Raw genomic sequence first — 19,087 nt, 5'->3', positions numbered from 1 at the left:
GGTCACAGCTGCCCGTGTCGGATCATTTCGCGCGGCTGGGCATAACGCACCACCTCGTACCCGATCAAGGTCGCCAGGACGGCACACAGCAGGCCCAGCGCGCCCAGTGCGGGCAGCAGCGACGCGACCGGAATCAGCACCACCAGAGCCACTCCCGTCACCAGTCGCGGCATCAGCACCTTGCCGGTCGCGTAATGCCGGAACCCGGTCAGCGCGAACACATACGCCGCCGTGCCGCCGTAGAGCGCGAACAGCGGAATCCCGTGCAGCTGATCGCTGAGCGAATGCCCCTGCGCCCCACCCACATAGCTGAGCACCTTCTTCAAACCCAGCGCCATGGCCACGATTCCGGCGATCATCGGGAAGTGCCAGAAGGTGTAGCAGTTGCGCGCGATCTGAATCCGCCGCGCACCGTCGGCATGGTGCATCGCCCGCTCGACCACCATGGCGGCGACATCGAAGTAGGCCCACCACAGCAGTCCCGAGACCGCTAGTCCCAGCAGCGATCCCACGGTGATGGACCACGAGATCGGCAGCCCGGCCACGCCGACGCCGATCTCGACGATGGATTCGCCGAGCGCGATGATCACGATCAGCCCGTACCGTTCGGCGAAATGCGAGGGCGAGTACAGCCGCCATTCGTTGCCCGCGAAGAACGTCCAGCCCATGTCCCAGACCAGCGCGGCCAGCCACAGCACCAGCTGGGCGGTGCCGTGCGAGACCGCGCCCACCACCAGCAGCACGCTGGCCACGCTGAGTGAGCCTGCCGCCCAGCGGATCACCTGCCGGCGCAACTGCGCGTCGTGGGAGCTGGCCATCCAGAACACGGCCAGGTGGATGAATCGCACGATCAGGTAGGCGATGACGAAGACCAGCGGCCCGTACCAGCCGCCGGGCAGATCGTGGAAGGCCTCGGGGACGGTGAGCGCGATGATGAAGACCGCGCCCATGGCCACGAACAAGGCCACCCGGGCGATGCCCTCATCGGCCTTGACCACATTGCCGAGCCACGAGTATCCGATCCAGGCCCACCAGAGCATGGCCAGGATCAGCAGGGCGCGCAGCAGATTGACCGCGGTGGTCTCGTGCGCGGCGAAGTCGGTGACCATGGTGAAGGCGAAGACGATCACCAGGTCGAAGAACAGTTCCAGCTGGGTGACCGAGGCATCCTCGGCGACCGGCATCAAGCGGGTGCGGGCGGGACCGGGCATGAGGGACATACTGCCCGGAATTGTGTCAGGCGGTGCCGAAGCCCGGCTCGAAATTCCGGCCGTAGTCCATACGCTGGGCGTATCCCGGCTGGACGTAGCCGCTGAAGTCCTCCGCGACGTTCGGTTCGGCGTAGGACGCCTCTTCCGCTTCGCCGAGACCCTCGATGCCGGTGACGGATTCGACGAAGGCGATGAAGTTGGTGATCATGACTTCGCCCTCGCGCTTGGCGCTGCGCTTGAGCAGCATGCCGGGCGCTGGAATCGGCAGGTAGAGCTCGGAGTGGTACCAGATCTCGGTGGCGCCGTCCTCGGTTTCGGCGAGGTCGAACCAGCCCTTGCCGCCGGCGCCCGCGCTGGATTCGCTGACCCGCCATTCGACCCGGTTCTCGGTGCAGGTGTACTCGACGACCTGCCGATCGGGGCGGCCCATCAGGTTGGCCGATACGTAAGCCCGCTTGGGCCTGCCGAATTTGTCGCGGGTGGCGACCCGCACGTCCTGATGTGAGGGCGACCAGTCGGGCATCTGCTCGACCATGAGCAACGCGTCCATCACCTGTTCGGGATCGATGTCGATGACGAACCGGTGGTCAGTTTTCGTGCGCATATCTACCCTCCACTCGGGCACCGATTGTGACCAGCGTCGCTGCGAGAGTCAACTGTGCTCGGAGCCGCTTCTTACCGACTGGTCGGTCTGATTACGGCGATTTGCCCTGGCTGGCAGGTGAATCCGCCGTTGCCGTAACAGGTAGTAAATATCTCGAAAAGGTAACCGCTCAGTGAGCCCGGCTTCGACGTGCGGTGATGCCCGTCACAGGGCCGGAATGACCCGCTCGACCGCCGCCCGGATCAGCCGCGCCGCCTCGTCGTCCCCGAAAATGCCGGGCAGCGTGAGCCTTTCGACTATGAGCCAGTTGAGGGCCAGATAGAGCAGCAATACCGCGTCGGCATCGCCGGGCAGCCCGGATTCCAGATGGTTGCGCACATTGGCATCGATATCGGCGCGCACTCGCTCGGTGAGGATGGCCTGCAGCCCCGGCCTGCGGGTGGCCTCCAGGCGCAGTTCGAGCAGGGCGAGGTAGCCGGTGCGGAATCCGCTCACCCGCGCGACGGTCTCGGCCATCAGTTCGGCGATGGTCTCGCGGGTGCGCGGCCCGGTGAACAGGTGGTCCATCGTCTCTTTGCTGGGCTGTAGCCGCTCGTAGAAGCGGTGTCCGGCCTGGACCAGCAGTTCGTCCCGGTTGGGGAAATAGTTGGACGCGGTGCCCGCGGGCACCGCGGCCTCCTTGTCGACCGCGCGGAAGGTGAGCCCGCGCGCGCCGTCGCGGGCCAGGACCTCGATTGCCGCGTCGATCAAGGTGTTTCGTCGTTCCGGGTTCGTTCGAACCATTGACACCACTCCAGTTGTAGTACTACGTTTGTAACCACTACGGACACAGTACTACGAACAAGGCGGTAAAGCATGCGAAAGCTCGTCTACTACGTGGCGGTCTCCCTCGACGGCTACATCGCGGGCCCGCAGGGGGAATTCGACTTCTATCCGATCAGTACGGACCTGGTGGCGTGGTTCGGCGAGGCCATGCCGGAGACCGTGCCGACCCATGTCCGGGCCCAGATCGGCATGCCGGTCGATACGCCGAACCGGCGGATCGACACGGTTCTGATGGGCCGGGGCAGCTACGAGCCCGGCCTCGCCGTGGGAGTGGAGAGCCCGTTCGATCACCTGAAGCAGTACGTCTTCTCTCGCAGCCTCGCGCCGGTCGGCAATCCCCGAGTGGAGATCGTCTCGGGTAATGCGGTCGAAGTGGTCCAGGGTCTGAAGCAGGAAGAGGGCCTTGATATCTGGCTCTGCGGTGGCGGAGATCTGGCGGGTCAGCTGCTCGGCGAGATCGACCAGCTGATCATCAAGAGCTACCCGGTCATCGCGGGCGCGGGCGTGCCGATGATCGCGGGCGACTTCAGCCCGAGCCTGTTCACCGTCGCCGAGCGGCGGGAATTCGCCAACGGCACGCAGGTGACCTGGCTGGACCGGGCCTGATCACCCGGCCGTTCGGTCGCCGTCGCGCAGCAGCGTGGTGACGTGCACGGCGGTCTCGTGTAGCCGGTTGAAGATCTCCAGCAACAAGGTCAGCTCCGCATCGCTGTAATCGCCCGCGATCTTGCCGAACTCGCGGGCCAGCACCTCGTAGTGCGGCGCGATCTCGGCGACGCGCTCGTCCACGGCGGTGATGATGACGCGGCGCCGATCCTTCGAATCATGTTCGCGCCGAACGAATCCGCCCTTGAGCAGCCGGTCGATCATCCGGGTGATGGCCCCGGTGGTCAGGCCGGTGCGCTGGGCCAGCTCGCCGGCGGTGGCGGGCCCGCTCGCCCGCAGCATGGTCAAGCAGCGCAGGTCGGTGACGTGCAGGCCGAGCTTGTCGGCCATGGCGCCGTGCATCATCACGGCATCGGTGGCGCTGCGCTGGGCGGCGAAGGTGAGTGCGGCCCCCAGCTCGTCGTGTTTTTTGCTCATCCCTTGACACCTTAGTCTTACTCGGACAATATCTTACTCAGTCAACTACTTACTGATTCACTTGATGCTTGATTCAGATATTTCGGGAGGGACACCATGACCACGCAGCAGTACACCGATGAAGCGGCCGTCCGCGATCTGCTGGCCGAGGCCGACCGGGCCTGGGCGGCCGGGGATGCCGCGGCGTTCGCCGCCGTCTTCGCGCCGGATGCCGATTACGTCACGTGGTTCGGGCAGCGGATCACCGGACGGGAGGCCATCGAGGCCTCGCACGCGCCGCTGTTCACGAAGTATCTGAAGGGCACCCGCACCGATGGCGAGATCACGTCGGTGCGCTTCGTGTCGCCGGACGTCGCCCTGGTGCACGGGCTCGGCGCGGTGGTGAAGGGCCGTAAGAAGCGCAATCGTTTCAACACCAAGATGGTCCTCTACGTGGTGGCCCGCACCGACGGTGCCTGGTCCGTCGCCGCCTTCCAGAACACCAAGTACCACTGGCTTTTCAACGCGCTGTTCGCCAAGTAACAGGAGGTAGGGGAAATCCGGGCGACCTGGGCCGGTACTCTTGTGGGTCGGTAGCAGCAGTTTGTCGATCTTGGAGGATTTCCGCCGTGGCTCTAGTCGTCCAGAAGTACGGAGGATCCTCGGTCGCCACCGCCGAGCGCATTCGTCGGGTCGCTGAGCGGATCATCGAGACCAAGAAGCAGGGCCACGATGTGGTCGTCGTGTGTTCCGCCATGGGCGACACCACCGACGAGCTCCTCGATCTGGCCCAGCAGGTCGCGCCGGCCGCCCCCGCCCGCGAGATGGACATGCTCCTCACCTCGGGTGAGCGCATCTCCAATGCCTTGGTCGCCATGGCGATTCATTCGCTCGGCGCGGAGGCCCGTTCCTTCACCGGTTCGCAGGCGGGTGTCATCACCACCGGCACCCACGGCAACGCGAAGATCATCGACGTGGCCCCGGGCCGGGTGCAGCAGGCGCTGGGTGAGGGCACGATCGTGCTGGTCGCGGGCTTCCAGGGGGTGAGCCAGGACAGCAAGGACGTGACCACGCTGGGCCGCGGTGGTTCCGATACCACCGCCGTCGCGCTGGCCGCCGCGCTCAATGCCGATGTGTGCGAGATCTACACCGATGTGGACGGCGTCTTCTCCGCCGACCCGCGCATCGTCACCGACGCCCAGAAGCTGGACACCGTCTCCTACGAGGAAATGCTGGAGATGGCCGCCTGCGGCTCGAAAGTTCTCATGCTGCGTTGCGTCGAGTACGCGCGCCGCTACAACGTGCCCGTGCACGTGCGGTCCTCGTACACCGACAAAACGGGCACCATGATTACCGGATCGATGGAGGACATCCCCTTGGAGCAAGCAATCCTCACGGGCGTCGCGCACGACCGCAGCGAGGCCAAGGTGACCGTGGTCGGCATTCCGGACAAGCCGGGCTACGCCGCCAAGGTGTTCCGAGCGGTCGCCGATGCCGAGATCAATATCGACATGGTGCTGCAGAACATCTCGAAGGTGGAGACCGGCAAGACCGACATCACCTTCACCCTGCCCAAGCTGGAGGGCCCGCGCGCCGTCGAGCTGCTCACCAAGCAGCAGGGCGACATCGGCTTCTCCCAGGTCGTGTACGACGACCACATCGGCAAGGTGTCGCTGGTCGGCGCGGGCATGAAGTCGCACCCGGGCGTGACCGCCACCTTCTGCGAGTCGCTGGCCGAGGCCGGGATCAATATCGACCTCATCTCCACCTCGGAGATCCGAATCTCGGTGCTGGTCAAGGATCACGACCTGGACGAGGCCGTGAAGGTGCTGCACGCGGCATTCGATCTGGGCGGCGACGAGGTCGCCGTGGTCCACGGCGGAACGGGGCGATAAGACCATGGGTGTACGGGTAGGCGTCGTCGGCGCGACCGGTCAGGTCGGCGCCGTCATGCGAAAGCTGCTGGAGGAGCGCAACTTCCCGGCCGACGAGGTGCGCTTCTTCGCGTCCTCGCGCTCGGCGGGTAAGACGCTGCCGTTCCGCGGCAAGGACATCGTGGTCGAGGACACCGAGACCGCGGATCCGAGCGGACTGGACATCGCGCTGTTCTCGGCCGGTGCCACCATGTCCCGCGTGCAGGCCCCGCGTTTCGCGGCGGCCGGTGTCACGGTCATCGACAACTCCTCGGCCTGGCGCAAGGATCCCGAGGTGCCGCTGGTCGTCTCCGAGGTGAACCCGGAGGCCACCCGCAATCTGGTCAAGGGCATCATCGCCAACCCGAACTGCACCACCATGGCCGCCATGCCGGTGCTCAAGGTGCTGCACGACGAGGCCGGCCTGCAGCGGCTGATCGTGTCCAGCTACCAGGCGGTTTCAGGCTCCGGCCTGGCCGGTGTGGAGGAGCTGGTCACACAGGTGCGCGCCGTGATCGGTGACGCCGAGAAGCTGGTGCACGACGGTTCGGCGGTCGATTTCCCGGCCCCGAACAAGTACGTCGCCCCCATCGCCTTCGACGTGATCCCGCTCGCGGGTTCGCTGGTGGACGACGGCAGCGGCGAGACCGACGAGGATCAGAAGCTGCGCAACGAGTCCCGCAAGATCCTGGGTCTGCCGGATCTGCTGGTGAGCGGTACCTGCGTGCGTGTGCCGGTCTTCACCGGTCACTCGCTGTCGATCAATGCCGAGTTCGCTCGCCCGATTTCGGTGGAGCGCGCCGAGGAACTTCTTGCCAAGGCCCCTGGCGTCACGCTGACCGATGTCCCCACCCCGCTGGCCGCCGCCGGTATCGACGAGTCGCTCGTCGGCCGCATCCGCCAGGATCCGGGCGTGCCGGACGGCCGTGGTCTGGCGCTGTTCATCTCCGGTGACAATCTCCGGAAGGGTGCGGCGCTCAACACCATTCAGATCGCGGAAGTTCTGCTGAACAACTGATCAGATCTAGCTGTAACGGACCGTGCACAACAATGTGCACGGTCCGTTTTCAGTTTTTACGCGGAGTTACGTCGAACGCCCGGCGAAAGTTGGTCAATCTGTCCAAAGTTCGGCGCAGGGGAGCGGGGGTAGTCGGTCGGTCTGCTGCACGTCGATGGTGACTTCAATGCGATGCGGTCGCAAATGCGCTGCGAGGCGTTCGGCAATTGCGCGCTCGGCACGGTAATCCAAGATCATTCCTCCGGGAAACCGCAGGCGCACATGGACTTCATCGGTTTTCGGTGCGGCGGTCATCGGGCCTGCGCTCGGTGGGTGGCTGGTTGACCTTTCACAGAACGCGAGTTCCGGATACCCTCGCGTTCGAGGCGTGCGGTGATGGATTGCACCGTCGCCCCGTCAGCAGTGGAGGAATACTTGGTGGCCGCAAGGGCGCACGCCGCGAACCACATTGCCGCGCCGCCGATTCCGGCTCCGAGTAGGAAGAAGAGAAGTTCGCCGGGCATGACCACCTCTTGTCGTCCGTTTGGTTCGACGGGTCCTCTTCAAACGTTAAACACAGAAAAATTGCGGTGCAATAAGAAAAATCCATGTTCCATACTGTGCGCCGTAAGCTCGCCCGGTCTGGAATCCTTGTCGACAGATCCCGTCTGGACGGAAAGGGCGGAAGGAGAAGGGCATGGTAGACATCGGCGAAACAAGCGGGCGGTGACGGCCGGGAAAGCCGATCAGGCAGAAGGAGTTTGACCCGGTGGCCGAAAGTACCCTTGGGGCACGGGTAGCGGAGTTGCGCCGGCGGCGGGGACTATCGCAGAAAGAGTTGGGAGCGGCGATTCGGCGCTCGGAAAGCTGGGTGTCGCAGGTCGAGCGAGATGTACTACCTGTCGAGCGACTGTCCGTTCTGCAAAGACTGGCGGACGTGCTCGGAGTGGCGGTACGCGACCTGAGACCCGAAGCAGCCGAACCGATGGCCGCCGACCGCGGTGACGGGCAACGGCCCGGCGCGGCGGTTTTCGAGCAGCTACGGCTGCTACTGACCGGACATCCCGCACTGGAACAGCTTTTCGGAGACGACACCGATCGCGAGTCGGAATTGAAACTCCAGGAGCTGCAGGAGCGTGTGGATACGGCCTGGCAGCTGGCGCACGAGTCCCGATTGGTCGAAGTGGGCAGCAGTCTGCTGGAACTGATCCCGGATCTCGAGCACGCCGCCCGGTCGACCGTGACACAGCGGCCGGAAGTGCTGACCCAACTCTCGCGGGCCTATCAGGTCGCCGCGACCGCGTTCACCCGTCAGGAGGAGGTCGACGCGGCGTGGGTCGCGGCCGACCGCGCATTGTCCGCAGCCGAGGAATCCGGTGACGCGCTCAGCGTCGTGGCCGGAACATATCGCATGGCACAGGCTTTCCTGCGCCTGCAACGTCTGGAACAGGCCGAACAGGCCGCACGAGTGTCGGTGGCGGCACTGGCCGCCCAGGTGGCGGCCGAGCATCCGAAGCCGGAAGTGCTGTCGCTCTACGGATCCCTGCAGCTCATGCTGGCCGTGATCGCCGCGACCGACGGCAATCGCACGGCCGCACGGGCCGGGCTGGCGGCGGCACGCGCCGCCGCGGACCGGCTGGGCGAGGGCCGCAACGACTTCGACACCGAATTCGGGCCGACCGGGGTCGCCGTGCACGCGGTGGCCGTGGCCGTCGAATTGGGTGATGCCGGCGAGGCGCTCGATACCGCGCGCACCGTGGACGCCTCGGTGCTGTCCGCGGAGCGGCAGGCCCGCTTCCTGGTCGACGTCGCCCGAGCGCACGCGCAGCGGCGGCAGGCGAGCGAGGCACTGGACGCGTTGCTCAATGCCGAGCGACTAACGCCCGAACTGGTGCACACCGATCATCGCGCCCGGGAGGTGGTGCGAGATCTGTTGCAGTTCGCCGGTCGCCGACCTGCCGACGAGCTGCGGGAGCTAGCGGGCCGCGCCGTGGTCAACCCGTAGGGGAGCCCGGCCGGTCAGCGAATACCCGGAGTGCGCGGGTCCGGTCCGACGCATGCCAGCAGTACACAGCCTGGCGGTGCGTCGCTGAACGGCGCGCGCAACGGCAGGTTCAGGCAGGACGTGAGATCGCAGCCGGGGTACGCGTCCGCGCCGACGCCGAAGACGGCGAGCGTGATATCCGGGTCGAAATACCCGCGATAGTCGACGGTCAATGGCGTCTCGACATAAGGACCCGGGTCGGGGATCGGGTTGTCGTGCAACGCCGCCAGCAGTCGGCGGAAGAATTCGTGCGGCGGTTCACCGCCGTACTGCAGCAGCCCGCTCGGGCCCTGCGACGAGTGGACGCCGAAGACGCCGGTCCACACCACCATGAGATCCAGACTGGGCACCACGTATACGTGCTGCAGACCGAACCCGGACATCGAATACATGTCGGCCGGTAGGAATTCGGGATTCTCCGCACAGCCGGGGCCGGTCCAGAACAGGTAGCCATAGCAGTGGTTGGTGGCGGATTCGGTGGTGGCGCGTTCGAGATAGGCGGCCGAAACAATGTCGCGGCCACGCCATTTCCCGTGCTCGGCCACCAGCATCCCCAGTCGCGCGAGATCATCGGGTGGGATGTAGAGGTGCGCGTAACCGTAGGTATGGCCGGACCGGTCGCGCGCCCAATAGTAGTCGGCGGACTGAATGCCGATGGGGCCGAACAGTTCTCGCTGTGCGAATTGCTGCAGTGGTTCGGCGACCGCCAATTCGACGATATAGGACAGCAGATCCACATTGCGCTGGCTGTATTGGAAGGTGGAGCCGGGCCGATCCTCGAACGGCACGCCCAGGGCCTGCACCGCGCTGAACGGATCGATGGGCACGATGCCGGTGATCCCCTCGGTCACCACGCCGACGCGCAGGCCGGAGGTTTCCTGCAGCAGGTTCTCCACTGTGATCGCGCGATGCTCGGCATCGCCGATGCCCGGCGGAAGATAACGATCCAAGGGTGCGTCGATATCGAGTTTGCCTTGATCCCAGGCAATTCCGGCCAGCAGTGACACGACGCTCTTGGTCACGCTCCACACATTCCATGGCACGCCACCGGTTTCGGCGTTGAACGGTCCCTCGCCGACCAGGCAGTTGTGCCGAAAGACCTGCACATTCAATCGGTTTCGGGAGGCGGCGAAGGCCAGGGCATCCGCGAGGCCCGCCGAATCCACGCCCATCTCTTCGGGTTCGGCACGCTGGAATTCGCGCCCCCCGGGTTCGGCGCAACGTGTGGGCTCCGGGGTCGCCGTCGCCACCCCGCTGCCGAGCAGCACGCTGCCCGCCGTCAAAACTGCCGCGATCGCACCGGCCAGCCCCCTGCGCATGCGCACCATGGCCTGAGGCTAACGCGGGCACCCGGATCAACCGGGGAAGTAGACGCCGACGCCCAACAAGCGCCTCTCGGCGAGTGGTCGCTCGTAGCGACAAAGGGTGCGGCCCGGGGCTGTTCCGACGCCGGCAAGGGTGATCAACCGGTGTCCCCGCGAATCTATTCCGGCCGGCCCGATGTGATCTGGGCAACGGTCGCCGGGAGGTGTCCGCTGTCACCCGGAGCGTTTAGCATTCGGCGCAGAACCATGTACTTCTCTGGGGGAGCTTTGACCGACGATCCGGTGATCACCAACCTGCTGACCGTGCTGGACGCCAATCCCGAGCTGCTGCCGGTACGGCTCAGCGTGATCGAGTTGCTGGCGGCCAACGGCAGGCACGCCGAGGCGCTCGCGCATTGCGCCACGGCGCTTGCCCAGGATCCGAGCAACGGGCAGGTGGCGGCGCTGCTGCAGCGGAGTACGGCGGCGCTGGCCGGGGCGGTGACCGCACCGGATCAATCCGGCACGGCTGCACTCGCTTCCGCCGACGGCCGTGAGTCGCAGGGCAACGGTCGCGAATCCCAGGGCAACGACTACGACTGGGATGCCGCCGAGCAGCAGATCGGCAACATCATCCAGCCGGCGTTCGTGAACGACAAGACGGAGGTCTATGTCGAGGGCGATGTCGGATTGTTCGAGAAACCCAAGCTCACCCTCGCCGATGTCGGCGGTATGGAGCACGTCAAGGCGCAGCTGGAACTGTCGCTGCTGGGCCCGGTGCGAAACCCGGAGCTGGCCAAGGCGTTCGGCACCAGCGCCCGTGGCGGGCTGCTGCTCTACGGCCCGCCCGGCTGCGGCAAGACCTTCGTGGCCGCGGCGGTCGCGGGCGAGCTGGGCGCGAACTTCTACGCCATCGAGATCGCCGACATCCTGAACTGGTACACCGGCCGCAGCGAATACAACCTCAAGCAGGTCTTCCGCAACGCTCGCCGCAAGGCCCCCTGCGTCCTGTTCTTCGATGAGATCGACGCCCTGGGCCACAAGCGCAGCCACCTGTCCGGCTCCAGTTCCCTGCGCTCCACGGTCAATCAGCTGCTCACCGAGATGGATTCGATGACCAGCGACAACGAGGGCGTCTACATCATCGGCGCCACCAACCACCCCTGGGACGTCGACGTCGCCTTGCGCCGCCCCGGCCGCTTCGACCGCATGGTCCTGGTCGCCCTCCCCGACCCCGAGGCCCGCATCTCGATCCTCCGCCACCACCTGAAGGACCGCCCCATCGAGGGCATCGACCTCCCTGCGGTCGCCGCCCGCACCGAAGGCTTCTCCGGCGCCGACCTCGCCCAAATCTGCAAATCCGCCACCCAACTGGCCATGGCCGACTCCATCCGCACCGGCACCGTCCGCCCCGTCCGCATGGACGACATCGCCGCCGCTCTATCCCAAACCCGCCCCAGCACCGGTGCCTGGTTCGAATCCGCCCGCAACGTAGTCGAATTCGCCAACAACGACGGCAGCTACGACGAGCTAGCCGCCTACATGCGCGCCCGCAAAGACCGATGACTGAAACATTCGGATAGGCGGGGATGAGCGAGAAGATCGAGAAGGCGCTGATTCTGACCGAGCTCGGTCGGTTCGAGGCGGCTAGGGAATTGTTGGCCGAGGTGCTGGCCAGTGAGCCGGAGGAGGCGCTGGCGCTGGCGCGCATGGCCGATCTGTGCCGTCAGCTGGGGGAGTACGAACGGGCGCTGGAGTTTTCGGCGTCGGCGCTGCGGGTGACACCGGATTCCATCTATGTCTGGCGGGTGCGGGCGCTGTCGGAGTTCCGGCTGGGTCTGGCCACGAGTGGGGAGGTGTCCGCCGGGCACCGGGCGCGGGCGGTGGAGGCGGCTCGGCACGCCGTCGAGCTGGATCCGAGCAGTGTGGACAGCCTGCGAGTTCAGGCGACCACGCAGTGGGATACGGATTCGACCGCGGCGCTGAAGCTTTTGGATCGAGCCCTGGAACTCGACCCCGACAATGTCCGCGTGCACGTGTTGCGCGGCTTGATCTTCCGCTGGCAGCGGCGGGGATCCGACGCGCTCGCCCGGGCCGAGGCTGCCTTCCGGGAGGCGCTGCGACTGGAGCCGGAGCATTCTCAGGCGCTCTACGAACTCGCGCTGATCACCCTGGTGCGCGGCGACCTCCGCACGGGTACACAACAATTGCGGCGGGTGGCCGAACTCGATCCCGAGTACGGCGACCAGGTTCGCGAGCAGCTGGAACGAGTCGATGCGCTGTCGAACAGTCGAACCACCAGGTGGGCGGCCCGGGTCGTCGATTCCCAGAACAAGCGGCGATCGGGTGGCTTCCGCTTCGGCCGCTTTGCCGCGATCTTCGTGGCGATCGCGCTGATCCGCGGTGTGGCCGCCGGGTGTTCGAACGACTCCCCGAGTCCGGCCCACGACTACCAGTACCCGACGCCGCCGCGCATCCCGTCCGAGTTCCTGCACCCGCCCACGTTCCAGCCTCTCCCGCCGGACTGGCGTTCGAACTTCCCGCAACTGACCATCGTGACGCCGGTACCGCCCCCGCCACGCTGACCCATCGCCCGATAACCGCTGGCCAGGGGTACCGGGACTGTATACACCTTTGTTTACTCAGACCCCGCTCAGTTTTCTTGACTAGTTCCAGAAAACTCGGCAGGCTCGAACCCATGACCAAGGCGACCACCACCAATTCCGGCGCCCCGGTGCCCAGCGACAACGAATCGCTCACCGCGGGCACCCAGGGCCCGATCCTGCTGCACGATCACTATCTGATCGAGAAGCTGGCCCACTTCAACCGCGAGCGGGTTCCGGAGCGTGTGGTGCACGCCAAGGGCGCGGGCGCGTTCGGCGAACTGGTGGTGACCGGCGATGTGAGCCGCTACACCAAGGCCGCGCTGTTCCAGCCGGGCACCCGCACCGAGTCGCTGGTGCGTTTCTCCACCGTCGCCGGTGAGCAGGGCAGCCCCGACACCTGGCGCGACCCGCGCGGTTTCGCGGTGAAGTTCTACACCACCGAGGGCAACTACGACATCGTCGGCAACAACACCCCGGTGTTCTTCATCAAGGACCCGATCAAGTTCCCCGACTTCATCCACTCGCAGAAGCGCCTGCCGGGCTCGGGCCTGCGCGACGCGCACATGCAGTGGGACTTCTGGACCCTGCGTCCGGAGACCGCGCACCAGGTGACCTGGCTGATGGGCGACCGCGGCATCCCGGCCACCCTGCGCCACATGGACGGCTTCGGCTCGCACACCTACCAGTGGATCAACGAAGCGGGCGAGCGCTTCTGGGTGAAGTACCACTTCAAGACCGACCAGGGCATCCAGACCCTGACCCAGGCCGAGGCCGACGAGCTGGCCGGTAAGGACGCCGACTACCACCGTCGCGACCTGTACCAGGCCATCGAGAACGGTGACCACCCGTCCTGGACCCTGAAGGTCCAGATCATGCCGGTCGCCGAGGCGGAGAACTACCGCTTCAACCCGTTCGACCTGACCAAGGTCTGGTCGCAGCAGGACTACCCGCTCATCGAGGTCGGCCGCTGGACCCTGAACCGCAACCCCGCGAACTACTTCGTGGACATCGAGCAGGCCGCCTTCGCGCCGTCGAATGTGGTTCCGGGCATTGCCTTCTCGCCGGACAAGATGCTGCTGGGTCGCGTGTTCGCCTACGCCGACGCGCACCGCTACCGCATCGGCGCCAACCACGCGCAGCTGCCGCCGAACCGCGCCAAGGCCGCGCCGGTGAACTCGTACTCGCAGGACGGCCAGATGCGGTTCTCGCACAACGCCGCCAGCGTTCCGGTGTACGCGCCCAACTCCTTCGGTGGCGCGCACGCCGATCCGGCGCGTGCCATCGACGACGGCGCGTGGGAGTTCGACCCGAGCATGACTCGCGCCGGGTACATCACCCACCGCGAGGACAACGACTTCGCGCAGGCCGGCACGCTGGTCCGCGAGGTCATGGACGACGCCCAGCGGGATCGCCTGGTGGCCAACGTCTCCGGCCACATCCTCGGTGGTGTGCGTGAGCCCATCCTGAGCCGCGTGTTCGACTACTGGAAGAGCGTCGACGCCGATCTCGGCAAGCGCATCGAGGTCACGGTCCGCGAGCAGCTGGCCAAGTAGCATCAATCGCAAAGACCCGCATCGCATTCGGCGATGCGGGTTTTTGTCATTCTCGGCCCAGGATCGAATCGGTGAGCCGCTCGGCCACCCCGTCGTCGATCGGTGCGTGTCCGAGAAAGAAGCGGTACCAGAACACCCCGTAGAACTCGTCGACCATGAGGCTCAGATCCGCGTCGGCCGCGATCTCGCCGCGCTGTTGCCCTCGAACCAGTACCGCGTGCACCGCGTCGCGCCGCTGCGCGGTGAAGGTCTGCAGCAATTCGGCCAGATGCGGGTCCTGCGCCGACTCGCGCAGCAGCGTGCGTAGCGCGGGCGCGGTCGAAGGTTCCTGTGCGCCACGGAATGTCGCCGCGATGATGGCGTGCAGATCCGCGCGCACCGAGCCGGTGTCCGGCGTCGGCACCTGCAGTTGTGACCGCTCGGTGAGCGCGTCCAGTAGCAGCGCCCCCTTGGACGGCCACCACCGATAGACGGTCTGCTTGCCGACACCCGCCGCGCGGGCGATGGCGTCGATGGTGACCGCCGCGCCCGCGGATTCGCCGAGCAGCCGCAGGGCCGCGTCGAGGATGGCCTGGTGGGTGGCCTCGTTGCGGCGTCGCCCGGTGTGTGGTCGGGGGTGAGACACATCACTCCTTTGTCGAGACTAAAAGTCTCGGTTTCCGCGTTGTCGAGACTGTCAGTTCCGTAAGAATAGACGGACAGCGACAGAGAGGTTCGACAATGACCACTTCACCGAGCGCGGCGACCACCACACAGCGCGTCGTCGTCATGGGTGGCAGCTCCGGCATCGGCGAGGCCACCGCCACCGCCTTCGCCGCCGACGGCGCCGAGGTCGTCATCACCGGCCGCGGCCGCGACAAGCTGGACGCCGCCATCGAGCGGATCGGCGGCAAGACCACCGGCTACGCCTTGGATGCCACCAGCCAGACCGATATCGACGCCTTCTTCGCGCAGGCCGGGATCATCGACCACCTGGTCATCGCGGTCAGCGGCTCGGCGGGCAGCGGCCCCTTCCTGGATCTCGACCTGGATCAACTGGCCGCCGGTTTCGACGGCAAGTTCTGGCCGCAGGTGCGCATCCTGAAAGCCGCACTCCCGCACATGGATCCGAACGGCTCGGTCACCCTGATCACCGCCGGTTCGTCCCGCTCGGCCTTCCCCGGGACCGCGGGCTTGGCCGCCATCAACGGCGCGCTCGACGCCATGGTCCCGCCGCTGGCGGTGGAGCTCGCCCCGCTGCGCATCAATGCCGTCTCCCCGGGTGTCATCGATACCCCGTGGTGGGACCGGGTTCCCGAGGCGCAGCGCCAGGCCCTGTTCGACGGTCTGGTGGCCACCACCCCGGTGGGTCGTGTCGGCCGTCCCGAGGACATCGCCCGTGCCATCCACATGCTGGCCACCAACGGCTTCATCACCGGCGTCGTACTCGACGCCAATGGCGGTACGAGTCTGGCAACAGGCCGCTGAATCGCCCCGCGCGGCAGGCTATTCCGCTGCCGCGCGGCCCCGCAGCAGTTCCAGTCCGTCGAGGATGAGGCCGAGTTCGTCGTCGAAGAAGTCGTCGCGGGACTGCGCGGAATCGATATCGCGATACAGGTCATAGCGTTTGGCGATGCGCGGGAATCCCTGCGCCGCTTGTTCGGCCATGGTGATCATCTTGGTGAACCATTCCTGCTCGGTCAGCCCGCTGCGCGCCACGCCGGTGAGCATGGAGGTTTCGGTGCCGGTGGAGCCGAGGACATAGGCGAAGACGGCATTGGAGGCCCGATCCGCAGCGCGGTCGTCGAATCCGGCGGCCTCGAGGACGGCCAGGATCGTGTCCGTCATGCGCATCAGGTTGGGCCCGAGGAAGGCCAGGCCCGCATTGGTCATGGCAATGCTGATCCACGGGTGGCGCAGGATCGTCGCGCGTAGATCGCGCCCGAGGGTGAGCACGTCGTTGCGCCAGTTCGCCGGTTCGATGTAGTCGGGCAGCTGGATCTCGCCGAAGACCTCGTCGGTCACCAATTCCAGGATCTCGTCCTTGTTGGCGACGTGGGTGTAGAGCGAGGTGGCCCCGGCATTGAGCCGGGTGCCGAGTTTGCGCATGCTCAGCGCGTCGTAGCCCTCGGTGTCGAGGAGGGCGAGCGCTTCGCCGACGATCTGGTCCCGGCTGAGTGCGGGCTGCTCGCGCCGTTCTCGCTGCGGGCGGGTCCACACCGACGAGAACTCCTGCGCATTTGCCGCCATGGCTCTTCCTCCTTTGTCCGGGGAACAGCATAACCCCAGCTAGAACGCCGTTCGTTTGACCGTACACCGTTCCTTCTTGCGAACACTGTACGGTGACCGTACAGTGTTCGACAACGCCGCACAGTGTGCGGACGAGCTTCTCGAAGGGGACGTGAAATGACTGCCGAAAACGTGACCGAGGCGATGACATCGCCTGCGGCCCAGCGCAATCCGAAGCGCTGGCTGATCCTGGTCGTGCTCTGCCTGGCCTCGCTGGTGCTGGTGATCGACAATATGGTCCTCACCGTCGCGCTACCGGAGATCGCGGTCGACCTGCATGCCGGCCCGCAGGCCCTGCAGTGGGTGATCGATTGCTACATCCTGGTTTTCGCCGGCCTGCTGCTCACCTCCGGCAGTCTCTCCGACCGCTTCGGCCGCCGGCTGGTGATGGTGCTGGGCCTGGTCCTGTTCGGCGCGGCCTCGCTCCTCGCGGCCTACGCCACCACCGCGGGCATGCTCATCGCCGGCCGCGTGATCATGGGTATCGGCGGCGCGCTCATCATGCCGAGCACGCTGTCCATCCTGATCACCGTGTTCGACGAGGAGGAGCGTCCCAAGGCGATCGCGTCCTGGACCGGCGTGTCGGTGCTGGGCATGGTCGGCGGCCCGGTGCTGGGCGGCGTGCTGCTCAACCACTTCTGGTGGGGTTCGGTGTTCCTGCTCAATGTGCCGATCGCGGCGATCGCCATCGCGGCGGCGTTCGGTCTGATGCCGGAATCCAAGGGCTCGCCCCGGCCCACCGATCTGCCGGGCATGGTGCTGTCGGTCGTGGGCATGGTGGCGCTGGTGTGGAGCATCATCGAGTTCCCGACCAAGGGCCTTGCGGGCACCTGGATTTCGATCCTCATCGCCGTGATCGTGCTGGCGGCCTTCGTCATTCGTGAGCTTACGGCCGCACACCCGATGGTTCCGCTGCACCTGTTCCGCAACCGCATCTTCACCGGTTCCAGCTTCTCGCTGGTGCTGGTCACCTTCGCCAATGCCGGTCTGACCCTGCTGCTCACCCAGTACCTGCAGTTCGTGCTCGGCTACTCGCCGATCAAGACCGCGCTGGCCTTCACCCCGCTGGCCATCGCCGCCCTGCTGTTCAACGGCCTGGGCGCCGGGCTGGTGGCCAAGCTGGGTGCGCGTCCGGTGACCCTCATCGGCATGGTGGTGCTGGCCGCGGGCTCCGGTGCGCTGGCCGCGCTGACCGTCGACTCCGGCTTCTGGGCCGCGGCCCTGGCCATGGCGGTGCTGGGTGCCGGTGCCGGTCTGGCCATGCCCGCCGCCATCGGCGCGCTGATGGGTGCCATCCCGCCGGAGCAGGCGGGTGTCGGCTCGGCCCTCAACGACACCATCCAGCAGACCGGTGGCGCGCTGGGCGTGGCCGTGCTGGGTGCGGTGCTGGCCGGAACCTACACCCGCGGAATGCCTTCCGAAGTCCCGGGATTCGCTCGCGACAGCATTGCGGGAGCCTTCGCCAGCGGCAACTCGGCCCTGCTGACCGTGGCCCGCGAGGCCTACACCCACGCGATGTCGGTCACCTTCCTGGCGGGCGGCGCGGCCATCCTGACCGCCACGGTGATCGCCTTCTTCCTGATGAAGGGTGCGAAGGCGGCGGGGCCGGAAGGGATCTCGGCCGTCGAACCCGAACTGGTCGACGCCCGGTAACCGACGACACAGTCGTTCAGGCTATTCGAGTAATTGCTCGATGCGGGCGGTGCAGAATCCGGTGATGTTCATTTCCGGCGGCAGCTGCACGCGATGGGTCATGCGCAGCAGCGGAACCGACAGCAACGCCGCCGAGAAGATCTCCTGGTACGCGAGATTGCGCACGCGCTCCCCGGTGATCTTCTCGTAGTAGGCGATGGTCTCCGCCCGCGACGGCGTCCCCGGCAGGACCGCATGCCCCTCGTACTCGCTGCAGGCCCAGTCCAGGAACAGCATCCATGCCAGGTCCGATTCGGGCGCTCCGAGATGCGCGATCTCCCAGTCCAGTACGCCGCGCACCCGGAAATCACTGTCGTACAGGATGTTCGACATGCGAGCGTCACCCCAGCACAGGGCGATCCGCTCCGGCTCGTAGAGATTGTCCCGCAGGTACGCGACGGCCCGCCGATAGATCTCGGGCGGATTGCCTTCGCAAGCCCAGGACAACGCGGCGTCGAGGTAGTTCACCCCTTGCTCGATGACCCCCGCGCCGTGCTCGGGGAAGGCGAGGAACTCCAATCCCAGTGCCCGCCAATCCAACTGATTGACCTCGGCGATGGTGTCCACGCATCCCCACCACATGCGCTCGCGCTGCTCCGGTGTGGCCTCGAAGTAGGTCCCCGCCACGTGATAGGACGGATAGTCGCTCGGCGCCTGCCCGGCCAGCCGGTTCATCACGAAATACGGACTCCCGAGCGGATTCTCGCCGCGTTCCAACCAGGCGACATTCGGCACCGGGAGACCGGTCGCGGCCAGTCGTCGCATGACCAGCACCTGCCGCAGCAGGTCGTAGTCGGGGAACAGCGACAGATCCGGTGGCCGCCGCAGCACCAGCGGCGTGCTGGCGGCCTCATCCTGCACCTCGAAAAGATATGTTTCGGTGGCGAACCCGCGCTCGGTACGGGACAGATTGCGAACCCGTGCCGCCTCCGATACCGGAAAATGCTCGCGCACCGCCGGTTCGAGTGCTTCGCCCAGTTGCTCCGCGGGAATTCGGTTGGTGCTCAC

19 protein-coding genes and 1 pseudogene are annotated in these 19,087 nt (G+C 66.3%); 11 read left to right on the top strand and 9 right to left on the bottom strand.

Annotated features, from left to right (window positions below; translation table 11 throughout):
* Positions 1 to 2 precede the first annotated feature (2 nt).
* From ACFXHA_RS10025 to ACFXHA_RS10015, 3 genes are all read right to left on the bottom strand, one after another.
* Positions 3 to 1,211: a low temperature requirement protein A gene (locus ACFXHA_RS10025; RefSeq protein WP_379354890.1), complete on the bottom strand. Its 1,209-nt coding sequence runs from the start codon at positions 1,209 to 1,211 to the stop codon at positions 3 to 5.
* Positions 1,212 to 1,236: 25 nt separating this feature from the next.
* Positions 1,237 to 1,815: an SRPBCC family protein gene (locus tag ACFXHA_RS10020; protein ID WP_379354888.1), complete on the bottom strand. Its 579-nt coding sequence runs from the start codon at positions 1,813 to 1,815 to the stop codon at positions 1,237 to 1,239.
* A gap of 204 nt (positions 1,816 to 2,019) precedes the next feature.
* Complete coding sequence (locus tag ACFXHA_RS10015) at positions 2,020 to 2,598, bottom strand: TetR/AcrR family transcriptional regulator (RefSeq protein ID WP_379354886.1); 579 nt, start codon at positions 2,596 to 2,598, stop codon at positions 2,020 to 2,022.
* A gap of 72 nt (positions 2,599 to 2,670) precedes the next feature.
* Here ACFXHA_RS10015 and ACFXHA_RS10010 point away from each other — a divergent pair, with 72 nt between their 5' ends.
* Positions 2,671 to 3,246: a dihydrofolate reductase family protein gene (locus ACFXHA_RS10010; protein ID WP_379354884.1), complete on the top strand. Its 576-nt coding sequence runs from the start codon at positions 2,671 to 2,673 to the stop codon at positions 3,244 to 3,246.
* Here ACFXHA_RS10010 and ACFXHA_RS10005 read toward each other — a convergent pair whose 3' ends face one another.
* Positions 3,247 to 3,723 (bottom strand): MarR family winged helix-turn-helix transcriptional regulator, encoded by a 477-nt coding sequence (locus tag ACFXHA_RS10005; protein ID WP_379354882.1) that lies wholly within the window; start codon positions 3,721 to 3,723, stop codon positions 3,247 to 3,249.
* Between the two features lie 96 nt (positions 3,724 to 3,819).
* On the opposite strand from ACFXHA_RS10005, the gene ACFXHA_RS10000 reads away from it, so the two are divergent.
* From ACFXHA_RS10000 to ACFXHA_RS09990, 3 genes are all read left to right on the top strand, one after another.
* Positions 3,820 to 4,245, top strand: a complete 426-nt coding sequence (locus ACFXHA_RS10000; protein ID WP_379354880.1) for an SgcJ/EcaC family oxidoreductase — start codon at positions 3,820 to 3,822, stop codon at positions 4,243 to 4,245.
* Positions 4,246 to 4,331: 86 nt separating this feature from the next.
* Positions 4,332 to 5,597, top strand: coding sequence for an aspartate kinase (locus ACFXHA_RS09995; protein WP_379354878.1), 1,266 nt, complete (start codon positions 4,332 to 4,334; stop codon positions 5,595 to 5,597).
* A gap of 4 nt (positions 5,598 to 5,601) precedes the next feature.
* A complete protein-coding gene (locus tag ACFXHA_RS09990; RefSeq protein WP_379354876.1) occupies positions 5,602 to 6,633 on the top strand; it encodes an aspartate-semialdehyde dehydrogenase in 1,032 nt (343 codons plus the stop codon).
* 93 nt (positions 6,634 to 6,726) lie between these two features.
* On the opposite strand, the gene ACFXHA_RS09985 is transcribed toward ACFXHA_RS09990, so the two are convergent.
* Positions 6,727 to 6,927 carry a hypothetical protein gene (locus ACFXHA_RS09985; protein ID WP_379354874.1) on the bottom strand — a complete coding sequence of 67 codons (201 nt, stop codon included), beginning with the start codon at positions 6,925 to 6,927 and terminating at the stop codon, positions 6,727 to 6,729.
* Positions 6,928 to 7,381: 454 nt separating this feature from the next.
* On the opposite strand from ACFXHA_RS09985, the pseudogene ACFXHA_RS09980 reads away from it, so the two are divergent.
* Together ACFXHA_RS09980 and ACFXHA_RS09975 are read left to right on the top strand one after the other, a co-directional pair.
* A pseudogene (locus ACFXHA_RS09980) lies at positions 7,382 to 7,570 on the top strand (helix-turn-helix domain-containing protein); the annotation flags it as partial.
* A gap of 27 nt (positions 7,571 to 7,597) precedes the next feature.
* Entirely contained in the window at positions 7,598 to 8,617 is a 1,020-nt protein-coding gene (locus ACFXHA_RS09975) for an XRE family transcriptional regulator (protein WP_379355075.1), read from the top strand.
* Between the two features lie 14 nt (positions 8,618 to 8,631).
* Here the strand turns inward: ACFXHA_RS09975 and ACFXHA_RS09970 are convergent, their stop codons facing one another.
* Positions 8,632 to 9,984 carry a serine hydrolase domain-containing protein gene (locus ACFXHA_RS09970; protein WP_379354872.1) on the bottom strand — a complete coding sequence of 451 codons (1,353 nt, stop codon included), beginning with the start codon at positions 9,982 to 9,984 and terminating at the stop codon, positions 8,632 to 8,634.
* A 264-nt stretch (positions 9,985 to 10,248) separates the two neighbouring features.
* Here ACFXHA_RS09970 and ACFXHA_RS09965 point away from each other — a divergent pair, with 264 nt between their 5' ends.
* The 3 genes from ACFXHA_RS09965 to ACFXHA_RS09955 all read left to right on the top strand — a co-directional run bounded on the left by ACFXHA_RS09965 (position 10,249) and on the right by ACFXHA_RS09955 (position 14,119).
* Positions 10,249 to 11,526: an AAA family ATPase gene (locus ACFXHA_RS09965; RefSeq protein WP_379354870.1), complete on the top strand. Its 1,278-nt coding sequence runs from the start codon at positions 10,249 to 10,251 to the stop codon at positions 11,524 to 11,526.
* Between the two features lie 23 nt (positions 11,527 to 11,549).
* Positions 11,550 to 12,545 (top strand): tetratricopeptide repeat protein, encoded by a 996-nt coding sequence (locus ACFXHA_RS09960; protein WP_379354868.1) that lies wholly within the window; start codon positions 11,550 to 11,552, stop codon positions 12,543 to 12,545.
* Between the two features lie 113 nt (positions 12,546 to 12,658).
* Entirely contained in the window at positions 12,659 to 14,119 is a 1,461-nt protein-coding gene (locus ACFXHA_RS09955; protein WP_379354866.1) for a catalase, read from the top strand.
* A gap of 46 nt (positions 14,120 to 14,165) precedes the next feature.
* On the opposite strand, the gene ACFXHA_RS09950 is transcribed toward ACFXHA_RS09955, so the two are convergent.
* Positions 14,166 to 14,744, bottom strand: coding sequence for a TetR/AcrR family transcriptional regulator (locus ACFXHA_RS09950; protein ID WP_379354864.1), 579 nt, complete (start codon positions 14,742 to 14,744; stop codon positions 14,166 to 14,168).
* A 95-nt stretch (positions 14,745 to 14,839) separates the two neighbouring features.
* On the opposite strand from ACFXHA_RS09950, the gene ACFXHA_RS09945 reads away from it, so the two are divergent.
* On the top strand, positions 14,840 to 15,586 hold the full coding sequence (locus ACFXHA_RS09945) for an SDR family oxidoreductase (protein ID WP_379354862.1): 747 nt from the start codon (positions 14,840 to 14,842) through the stop codon (positions 15,584 to 15,586).
* Positions 15,587 to 15,604: 18 nt separating this feature from the next.
* On the opposite strand, the gene ACFXHA_RS09940 is transcribed toward ACFXHA_RS09945, so the two are convergent.
* Complete coding sequence (locus ACFXHA_RS09940; protein WP_379354860.1) at positions 15,605 to 16,348, bottom strand: TetR/AcrR family transcriptional regulator; 744 nt, start codon at positions 16,346 to 16,348, stop codon at positions 15,605 to 15,607.
* Positions 16,349 to 16,504: 156 nt separating this feature from the next.
* Here ACFXHA_RS09940 and ACFXHA_RS09935 point away from each other — a divergent pair, with 156 nt between their 5' ends.
* On the top strand, positions 16,505 to 18,040 hold the full coding sequence (locus ACFXHA_RS09935) for an MFS transporter (protein ID WP_379354858.1): 1,536 nt from the start codon (positions 16,505 to 16,507) through the stop codon (positions 18,038 to 18,040).
* Positions 18,041 to 18,061: 21 nt separating this feature from the next.
* Here ACFXHA_RS09935 and ACFXHA_RS09930 read toward each other — a convergent pair whose 3' ends face one another.
* Positions 18,062 to 19,087 carry a phosphotransferase family protein gene (locus ACFXHA_RS09930; protein WP_379354856.1) on the bottom strand — a complete coding sequence of 342 codons (1,026 nt, stop codon included), beginning with the start codon at positions 19,085 to 19,087 and terminating at the stop codon, positions 18,062 to 18,064.

This window comes from Nocardia sp. NPDC059240, assembly GCF_042753865.1.
Lineage (GTDB): Bacteria > Actinomycetota > Actinomycetes > Mycobacteriales > Mycobacteriaceae > Nocardia.
Note: the sequence above shows the minus strand (reverse complement) of the source record. Positions and strands in the feature narration are given on the sequence as shown.